This is a genomic window from Streptomyces sp. MB09-02B (genome assembly GCF_033794485.1).
Classification (GTDB): Bacteria; Actinomycetota; Actinomycetes; order Streptomycetales; family Streptomycetaceae; genus Streptomyces.
Window position 1 is genome coordinate 1 of the sequence record NZ_JARGEE010000371.1, and the last position, 9,014, is coordinate 9,014.

Below are 9,014 nucleotides of genomic sequence, written 5' to 3' on the forward strand. Positions count from 1 at the left end.
AACAAGGACGCCGAGGCCCCGATCTTCGACCTCGTCGACTACGGCGTCGTCGGCGACCTCTTCGACGTCGTCCCCCAGCTCACCGAGGAGATCAAGGCCCGCAAGGGCTGAAACTCCCCGAGCCCGCCGAGGCCCCCACGACCGTCCGCGCTTGAGTTCTGGCGGTCGTGGGGGCCTCGGCTCATCCCAGGGTCACCGAGGCCTGCACCGGCAGATGGTCGCTCGGGTACATCCCGTCCATCGAGAAGGTGTTCATCGCCGCCCAGTGCGTGGTGACCCCGGGCGAGGTGAGGATCCAGTCGATGCGTCTGCCCTCGGGCTTGGGCGCCCGGTAGCCGTGGTAAGTCCCGTACGCCTCGGTGCGCGAGGCGGCCGCGTCCCAGGCGTCCACGAGACCGTTGTCCAGCATCAGGTCGTACACGCGGTTGTCGTGGGCGGCCGCGTTGAAGTCGCCGGTGACGACGACCGGCGCCGAGCGGTCCCACCCGGCGATCGTCTCGCCGATCAGCCCCGCCGAGCGCTCCCGGGCGTACTGGCTGACACTGTCCAGATGGGTGTTCAGGACGTAGAACTCCCGGCCGTCGTCGGCGAGATCGGCGAACTTCACCCAGGTCACCATGCGCAGCCAGTCCGCGCCCCAGGTGTTGGAGGCGATCGTGTACGGGGTGTCGGACAGCCAGAAGTGGTCGAACTCGATCGGGTCGAGTCTGCGGGTGTCGTAGAAGATCGCCATGAACTCGTCCTTGCTGCCGCCCCCTCGGCCGGTGCCGATCCAGTCGTAGTGCCCGTCGAGATCCCTCTCGATCATGCGCAACTGCTGGTAGAGCCCCTCCTGGGTGCCGATGACGTGCGGTCGTTCGCGGCGCAGCAGCTCTCGCATCACCGGCCGGCGAACGGCCCAGCGCGGTGTGCTGTCGACGATGGTCGCGAAGCGCACGTTGAACGTCATGACGTTCAGCGCGCCCGCGTACTCACCGGCGGACGCCGGCTGTGACGAGCCCGCCGTCGTCAGCAGTGGCACGGCGATGGCGGCGGCCGCCGCGGACCTGAGTCCCTGGCGGCGCGTCACTCCGACCTCTTTCGGCACGCGATCTCCTTCCCTTGCGAGTCACCATGAAGCTTGCCTATTGATACGGATGAAGAGGCCGAATCGGCGGTGAGCAGGCGAAGAGCATGGGGAATCCCACGCACGGAGAGTGTTGACCCGGGTGAAGATCGACAGTTAGCTTCGTCATGCGGATTTATGCTTCCGTAATTCGGAAAATGGAGGGTGTGGAATGGGGCAGGGCCGACAGGAGAACGTGGCGACGAGTCTCGCGGGCGCCGTCAGCGAGGAGATCAGCGCCTCCCTCGCCCCCGTCGACGCGGAGCTGGAACGCCGCTACCCGGGCGACCCCGGCACCCGCCAGCCCGTGCACACCGTCTACGTCCCCGGTGACGTCTTCGCCGCCGACACCCTGTGCACCTGGGGCGACCGGGCCCTCGCCGCTCTCGACGAGCACGCCCCCGACGCGGCCTCCTTCGCCACCGTCCTCGGCCTCGGCGACGAGCTTGCCGAACCCGTGTACGACCGCGTCCGCGCCAAACTGGAGCGCGAGCCGATCGAGGACCTCCGCGTCGACTTCGAGGACGGCTACGGGGCCCGCCCCGACGCGGAGGAGGACGAGGCCGCCGCCCGCGCCGCCCGGCTGATCGCCCGGGCGTACGCCGACGGCACCGCCGCCCCGTACATGGGCATCCGCATGAAGTGCATGGAGGCGCCGGTACGCGACCGGGGCATCCGCACCCTCGACATCTTCCTCACGGGCCTGCTGGAGGCCGGCGGTCTGCCCGACGGGCTGGTCCTGACCCTGCCCAAGGTGACGTACGCCGAGCAGGTCACCGCCATGGTCCGGCTCCTGGAGGCCTTCGAGAAGGCGCGTGGCCTGGAGTCCGGCCGGATCGGCTTCGAGATCCAGATCGAGACCAGCCAGTCCATCCTCGCCGCCGACGGCACCGCCACCGTCGCCCGGATGATCGGAGCCGCCGAGGGCCGCGCCACCGGGCTGCACTACGGCACCTTCGACTACAGCGCCTGCCTCGGCGTCTCCGCCGCCCACCAGGCCAGCGACCACCCGGCCGCCGACCACGCCAAGGCGATCATGCAGGTCGCCGCGGCCGGCACCGGCGTACGCGTCTCCGACGGCTCCACCAACGTCCTGCCGGTCGGCCCCACCGAGCAGGTCCACGACGCCTGGCGGCTGCACTACGGCCTCACCCGCCGGGCCCTCGCCCGTGCCTACTACCAGGGCTGGGACATGCACCCCGGCCACATCCCGACCCGCTACGCGGCCGTCTTCGCCTTCTACCGCGAGGGGTACGCGCAGGCCGCCGCCCGCCTCTCCCGGTACGCCAACCGCGCGGGCGGCGACGTGATGGACGAGCCCGCGACCGCCAAGGCGCTCAGCGGCTATCTGCTGCGCGGCCTGGACTGCGGCGCCCTGGACCTCGGCGAGGTCTCCGGAGCGACCGGCCTGACCCGCGCCGACCTGGAGGGCTTCGCCGCGCCGAGGCGGGCGGATCTGACCGTCTCCGGCCAGTAGGAACCGGTACGGGCCGGTACGGACGGGTGGGCCGGCGGCGGGGTGCGTAGCGGTCCTGTGACAGCCGCCGCCGACGGTCAGGAGCGCCCCCGACCACCGCTTAGGCTTACGCCATTCATCGGTGTGTCACAGGAACGAGGCGCGGGTGTCTTCGGGGGCGAACGGACAGACGGACGGTGTCGGGCGGATCCTCGCCGGTCGGTACCGGATCGTGGAGCAGCTCGGACGCGGCGGCATGGGCGTCGTCTGGCGGGCCGTGGACGAGGTGCTCCACCGCGAGGTCGCCCTCAAGGAGCTGCGCACCTACACGGACGCGGGCGCGCCCGAACTGGCCGACCTGGGACTGCGCATGCAGCGCGAGGCTCGGGCCGCCGCCCGTGTCCGGCACCCCGGAGTCGTGGCCGTGCACGACGTGGCCGAGGTCGACGGGCGCCCGCTGATCGTCATGGAGCTGGTCGACGGCCCGTCCCTGGACGACGTGTTGAGCGACCGGGGCCTGCTCGACCCGCGTGAGGCCGCCGCGATCGGCGCCAAGGTGATGGACGCCCTCGCCGCCGCCCACCGGGTCGGTGTACTGCACCGCGACGTCAAGCCGGGCAACATCCTCCTGGACCGCTCCGGCCGCGTCGTCCTCACCGACTTCGGCATCGCCACCATGGAGAACCCGGGCGACGGCTCCGCCACCCACCTCACCCGCAGCGGCGAACTCGTCGGCTCCCTCGACTACCTGGCCCCCGAACGCGCCCAGGGCAACGACCCCGGCCCCGCCTCCGACGTCTGGGCCCTCGGCGCCACCCTGTACGCGGCCGTCGAGGGTTCCTCCCCGTTCCGGCGTACGTCCACCTGGTCCACGCTCACCGCGATCGTGACCGACGCGCTGCCCGAACCCCGGCGGGCCGGGCCCCTCGGGCCGGTGCTGCGGCAACTCATGGACAAGCGGCCGGAGTTCCGCCCGGACGCCGACGCGGCCCGCGCACTGCTGGAGGCCGTCGCCTCCGGCGGCCCGCTCGACCCCTCGGCCACCGGGGCCACCGGGCCCGCGCCGCAGCCGAGGGCGGAGACCCAGCACAGCGTCCCGTCGGTGCCGCCCGGGTTCGGGCCGCCGACCACGGAGTCCCCGGCGGCGGCCGGTACGGGCGCGGGATTCGGCGCGCCCGGCCCGACCCCGGCCTTCGGCGCGCCCGTACCGACCCCGGCTTTCGGATCTCCCCAGCCGCCCGCCGGGCCCGGCACGGGGGCCTCCCCGGCGGTCGGAGGCTCCGCCGCGGGTGTGGTCGGGCCCCCGTCGGGACCGGTCACCACCGTCTCCTCGGCCGGCGGCCGTCCGCCGCGCAAGGGTCGTGCCGTGCTCGCCGCCGTGGCCGTCACCGTGGTGCTCGCGGCCACGGGCGTCACGGTCACCCTGCTGAACGGGGACGACGGCAAGGAGACGGGCGCCCGGACCTCCGTCGACGGGACGAGTAACGGCACGCCCTCCCCGGGCCGCAGCCGGGGCACGGTCGACCTCACCGACGACGCGGCCGCGAAGGAGAAGGACGACAAGAAGTCCGCGAGCCCCAGCGAGAAGACCGAGAAGGACGACAAGAACGACAAGGACGAGGAGAAGCAGCCCGCAGCATCCGCGTCACCGTCCAAGAACGCGAGCGGCGGCACCACCGGCGGCGGCACGGGAGGCTCCGACACCTCGGGCGGCACCACCACCGGCGGGGGCACGACCGGCGGCGGGACCACCGAGGAACCGGTCTGCCACCCCATCGGCGGCGGCAAGTACAACTGCACGGTCTGGCGCACGGCGGACTCCTACACCGCCTCCGGTACGAAGGTCGGCGTCCTCAACCAGGGCACCAACTACTTCTACTGCCAGGCGAACCTGGGCCGCCGCGAGACCTCCGGCCAGTGGACCAACGTCTGGTGGGCCAAGACCGACGACGACAGCGGCAACACCGACGTCTACGTCAGCGACGTCTACATCCAGGGCGGCGACAACGACGCCCCGGTGCCCGGCCTGCCGGTCTGTTGAGGGCCGGGACCGGCGTCACGGCCGGCCCCGGGCCTCCGGGTGCGGCCGTACGTACTGCTCCAGACCCGACACCGTCGTCCACCTCTGGTCGGCGAACAACTCCCTGCCCCTGAGACACAGTTCCCGGTTGCCGCGCGCCCGGGCGGCGAACTCGTCGGGTGTGGTGCCGAACAGTTCGCGCAACTCCGGCGAGGAGGTGAGGAGTTCGGTGAGCAGAGGGCGCTGACGGCCGGGATGGGGGCGGGGGTCCGGGCCGCCGTCGCGCAGGACGCCCCAGCGGTTGACGTAGATCCAGGCGTGGTCGAGGACCTGGCCCGACTCCAGCTCGACGCGGAAATCGGCGGCGGGCAGGGCGGCCCGCTGGAAGTTGCCGGTCGGTGAGTCGACGCCCTCGCTGGCGTCGACCACGGCGAGCTGGGCCTCGTCGAGCCAGGTGAGGAACAGCTCGGTGGTGGAGCCGGGGGAGTGGTACGGCGATGCCGAGAGGTAGCCGAGCAGGCTCACATGGGCGGAGACACCGATCCCGATGCCCGTCACCCTGGCCTTCACCATGGGGATCCGGCACTCGACCCCGCGCTCCGCCATCTTGTGGACGAGCTGCGCAGGGCAGGCGTTGGAGCCGACGGAGAGCACGGGCAGCCGGTCCTCGAAGACCAGCGTGTCCAGGGGCAGCATCCGGTTGCCGTCCAGGAGCGCGGACTCGGGCGGCCACGCGCCGGGATAGCTCAGCGGGTCCTCGCGCGGTGCCACGGCGAGGCCGAGCGCTTCGAGGGTACGGGGGTCGGGGGCGTCCAAGGATCAGTCCGCGGGCGGGAGTTCGCCCGAGCCGCGGGCGATCAGCCGGGTCGGCAGCTCGATGCGCTCGGGGGTGACGAGGGAGCCGTCCAACTGCTGGAAAAGGCGTTCGGCGGCGGTGCGGCCGATCCGGGCGGGGTCCTGGGCGACGACGGTGATGCCAGGCCGGAGCAGATCGGCCAGCTCGAAGTCGTCGAAGCCGACGAGGGCGACCGGACGGGTGTGCTCGGCGAGGACCCGTACGACCGTGACCGTCACCCGGTTGTTGCCCGCGAAGACCGCCGTGACGGGGTCCGGGCCGGACAGCATGTCCTCGGCCGCCCTGCGAACCCGCTCGGGATCGGTGACCCCCAGCGACATCCACGCGTCCTCGACGGGTATGCCCGCGTCCTCCATGGCCGCCCGGTAACCACGCAGCCGCTCGGCGGCGGTGTGGATGCGGGGCATGTCGCCGATGAAACCGATCCGCCGGTGGCCGTGGGAGATGAGGTGGGCGACCCCGTCACGGGCTCCGCCGAAGCTGTCCGAGAGCACCACGTCGGCGTCGATCCGCCCGGCCGGACGGTCCACGAACACCGTGGCGACCCCCGCCCTGATCTCGGGTTCCAGGTACCGGTGGTCGTCACCGGCCGGAATGATCACGAGCCCGTCCACGCGGCGGGCGCACAGCGCCAGCGCCAACTCCTGCTCGCGGTCCGGGTCCTCCGCGCTGGACCCGTTGATCAGCAGCGAGCCGTGGGCGCGGGACACCTCCTCCACCGCCCGGCTGAGCGGGCCGTAGAACGGGTCGGCGAGGTCCTCCAGGACGAGGCCGATGCTCGCCGTGCGGCCCTTGCGCAGCACCCGGGCGCTGTCGTTGCGCCGAAAGCCGAGCGCCTCGATCGCCTCCTGGACCCTGCGCTCGGTGTCCGGGGTGACACCCGGCTCGCCGTTCACCACCCGGGAGACCGTCTTCAGACCCACCCCGGCCCGGGCCGCGACGTCCTTCATCGTGGGCCGGTTGCCGTAGCGGTTCTCGGGGCGGCGGCTGATACCGGCTGCGGTCTCGGGCACTGTGCGCTGTCCTGTCCTGTCGTCCACGGGGCGCGGTCGCGGGTACGGCTGCGGGTGCGGTCCGTGGTGCGGTCCGTGGTGCGGTCGGGGTGCCGTGTCGAAATGGTGCGGCTGTTGTGGATGTGTCGTCGAGCATAGAGCCTGGACAACGTTGTCACGGCCGGGGGAGACTGTCTATCGCATTCTCTGGCCGGCGCCCCCCACCAGGCGAGCGTCGTGCTGCCGGTTTTCCGGCCGGAGATCCGGGTGTCGCTGGATTCGGGCGCCCGGTAGGAGACTCGCAGCGGGAGAACTGACACTGATGCAGACCGACCTCGTGGCCGCGCTCGACATAGGCGGCACCAAGATCGCCGGGGCGCTGGTGGACAGCCACGGCCGGATCCTGGTGCGCGCGCAGCGCCCGACGCCCGCGCGGGAGGACGGCGACACCGTGATGCGGGCCGTCGAGGAGGTGTTCGGCGACCTGGCCGCCGATCCGCGGTGGAGCGGGGCCACGGCTGTCGGGATCGGCAGCGCGGGGCCGGTGGACGCCTCCGCCGGGACGGTGAGCCCCGTGAACATCCATGGCTGGCGCGGCTTCCCCCTCGTCGAGCGGGTCCGGGGAGTGACCGGCGGGCTGCCCGTCGAACTGATCGGCGACGGCGCGGCCATCACGGCGGCCGAGCACTGGCAGGGTGCCGCGCGCGGCCACGACAACGCGCTGTGCATGGTCGTGTCGACGGGTGTCGGCGGCGGCCTCGTTCTCGGCGGGAAGCTGCACACGGGCCCCACCGGGAACGCCGGTCACATCGGTCACATCAGCGTCGACCTCGACGGTGACGCGTGCCCGTGCGGTGCCCGCGGCTGTGTCGAGCGCATCGCCAGCGGCCCCAACATCGCCCGCCGCGCCCGGGAGAACGGCTGGCGGCCCGGGCCCGGCGGCGACACCTCCGCGGCCGCGGTCGCCGCCGCCGCGCGGGCCGGCGACCCGGTCGCCGTGGCCTCGTTCGAACGCGCAGCGCAGGCCCTCGCCGCCGGGATCGCGGCGACCGCCACGCTCGTCGAGATCGACCTCGCGGTCATCGGCGGCGGCGTCGCGAACGCCGGTGACGTCCTCTTCGCCCCCCTCCGCACCGCCCTCAAGGACTACGCCACCCTCTCCTTCGTCCAGGACCTGACCATCGCCCCGGCCGTGATGGGGACCGACGCGGGCCTGGTCGGAGCGGCCGCGGCAGCGCTGACGGGACGACGGAGCGGGCCGGGGGCCGGGGCGGAGTGACCCCGGGGCCGGAGCGGTCGATGACGCGGGAGGGGCGAGACGGGTGCGCGCGGCGCGCGGTTCCGCAGCGAGGCCGAGCGGCCGTGCCACGTCGCGCCGTGTCGGCTGCCGGTCTCCCGTGGTCGAGAGCGAGACCCCGAAAACCGGGCGTGACCCCTCGGGGGCTTCCGCAGTTGAGCGGGGCATGAAGAAGCGCAGCATGCTCGCCATCGCCTCCCTCGCCACCGGTTTCGTCGTCGCGGCCATCACGCCGTCGCACGGTCTCGAAGCCGCCGACACGCTCGGGAAGGGCGACGCACTGAGCAAACTGGACGTCGAGAACACGCTCGGCGAGGTCGGCAAGACGGTCTCCAGCGACAGCCTGGCGGTCGACGACGACGCCCTGGGAGGCCTCGCGGACCAGGAGGGCAAGGGCGGCAAGGAAGGCTGACGGCCTTGTAGCGGGAGGCGGACACTCCGTCCGCCTCCCCACGCACCGCGCACGGCGGGCCCGCTTCGGTGGGCCCGCCGTCGTCGTATTCCGGCTCCTCATCAGCGGCTGGTTTCCGTGGCGGAGTGGAGGGCAAGCCTCAGGGGGTCAACAGAAGAGGGGGAACCGTGATCGTCTGGATCAACGGTGCGTTCGGTGCGGGGAAGACCACCACCGCACGGGAACTGATCGACCTGATCCCGAACAGCACGCTCTTCGACCCCGAGGTCATCGGCGGCGCACTGACACACATGCTGCCGGCCAAACGCCTCGCCGAGGTCGGCGACTTCCAGGACCTGCCGAGCTGGCGACGGCTGGTGGTCGACACCGCCGCCGCGCTGCTCGCCGAGCTGGGCGGCACCCTCGTGGTCCCCATGACCCTGCTCCGTCAGGAGTACCGCGACGAGATCTTCGGCGGCCTCGCCTCCCGCCGCATCCCCGTACGGCATGTGCTCCTGGCCCCGGCCGAAACGATACTGCGGGAGCGAATAGCCGGGCGGGAGATTCCGCCCGACCTCCCCGACGGCGAGATGCGGCTGCGTCAATGGGCGTACGACCACATCGCGCCGTACCGCGCCGCGCTGGGCGGCTGGCTCACCTCGGACGCCCATCTCGTCGACACCGGTGCCCTCACCCCGTACGAGACCGCGCGGCGCATCGCCGACGCCGTGGCCACCGACGGCGTACCCGTGTGCGACATCGTGCAGACCCCCGAACCGACCGCCGAGACGGTCGCCGCGGGGGTCCTGTTGTTCGACGAGGAGGATCGGGTGCTGCTCGTCGATCCGACCTACAAGCCCGGGTGGGAGTTCCCCGGAGGGGTGGTCGAGGCGGGGG

General features: G+C 72.5%; 8 protein-coding genes and 1 pseudogene. 6 read left to right on the forward strand and 3 right to left on the reverse strand.

What is annotated here, in order from left to right:
- Positions 1-111: pseudogene (locus tag P1P70_RS34755) on the forward strand (electron transfer flavoprotein subunit alpha/FixB family protein); the annotation flags it as partial.
- Positions 112-181: 70 nt separating this feature from the next.
- Here the strand turns inward: P1P70_RS34755 and P1P70_RS34760 are convergent.
- On the reverse strand, positions 182-1,087 hold the full coding sequence (locus P1P70_RS34760) for an endonuclease/exonuclease/phosphatase family protein (protein WP_319244967.1): 906 nt from the start codon (positions 1,085-1,087) through the stop codon (positions 182-184).
- 190 nt (positions 1,088-1,277) lie between these two features.
- On the opposite strand from P1P70_RS34760, the gene P1P70_RS34765 reads away from it, so the two are divergent.
- Both P1P70_RS34765 and P1P70_RS34770 read left to right on the forward strand, forming a co-directional pair.
- Positions 1,278-2,582: a DUF6986 family protein gene (locus P1P70_RS34765; RefSeq protein WP_319244969.1), complete on the forward strand. Its 1,305-nt coding sequence runs from the start codon at positions 1,278-1,280 to the stop codon at positions 2,580-2,582.
- A 145-nt stretch (positions 2,583-2,727) separates the two neighbouring features.
- Positions 2,728-4,602, forward strand: a complete 1,875-nt coding sequence (locus P1P70_RS34770; RefSeq protein ID WP_319244971.1) for a serine/threonine-protein kinase — start codon at positions 2,728-2,730, stop codon at positions 4,600-4,602.
- Between the two features lie 15 nt (positions 4,603-4,617).
- On the opposite strand, the gene P1P70_RS34775 is transcribed toward P1P70_RS34770, so the two are convergent.
- Both P1P70_RS34775 and P1P70_RS34780 read right to left on the reverse strand, forming a co-directional pair.
- Positions 4,618-5,397 carry a hypothetical protein gene (locus P1P70_RS34775; RefSeq protein ID WP_319244973.1) on the reverse strand — a complete coding sequence of 260 codons (780 nt, stop codon included), beginning with the start codon at positions 5,395-5,397 and terminating at the stop codon, positions 4,618-4,620.
- A 3-nt stretch (positions 5,398-5,400) separates the two neighbouring features.
- Positions 5,401-6,450: a LacI family DNA-binding transcriptional regulator gene (locus P1P70_RS34780; RefSeq protein WP_319244975.1), complete on the reverse strand. Its 1,050-nt coding sequence runs from the start codon at positions 6,448-6,450 to the stop codon at positions 5,401-5,403.
- Between the two features lie 301 nt (positions 6,451-6,751).
- On the opposite strand from P1P70_RS34780, the gene P1P70_RS34785 reads away from it, so the two are divergent.
- The 3 genes from P1P70_RS34785 to P1P70_RS34795 all read left to right on the forward strand — a co-directional run.
- Positions 6,752-7,708, forward strand: coding sequence for an ROK family protein (locus P1P70_RS34785; RefSeq protein WP_319244977.1), 957 nt, complete (start codon positions 6,752-6,754; stop codon positions 7,706-7,708).
- Between the two features lie 184 nt (positions 7,709-7,892).
- Positions 7,893-8,138: a hypothetical protein gene (locus P1P70_RS34790; protein ID WP_319244979.1), complete on the forward strand. Its 246-nt coding sequence runs from the start codon at positions 7,893-7,895 to the stop codon at positions 8,136-8,138.
- A gap of 167 nt (positions 8,139-8,305) precedes the next feature.
- Positions 8,306-9,014 (forward strand): AAA family ATPase (locus tag P1P70_RS34795; RefSeq protein WP_319244981.1); only part of this gene is annotated, 709 nt, incomplete at its 3' end.

Bases quoted from the DNA above. Each gene is read 5' to 3' on its own strand.
- P1P70_RS34765 (WP_319244969.1), top strand. From the start codon at position 1,278: ATGGGGCAGGGCCGACAGGAGAACGTGGCGACGAGTCTCGCGGGCGCC.
- P1P70_RS34785 (WP_319244977.1), top strand. From the start codon at position 6,752: ATGCAGACCGACCTCGTGGCCGCGCTCGACATAGGCGGCACCAAGATC.
- P1P70_RS34790 (WP_319244979.1), top strand. From the start codon at position 7,893: ATGAAGAAGCGCAGCATGCTCGCCATCGCCTCCCTCGCCACCGGTTTC.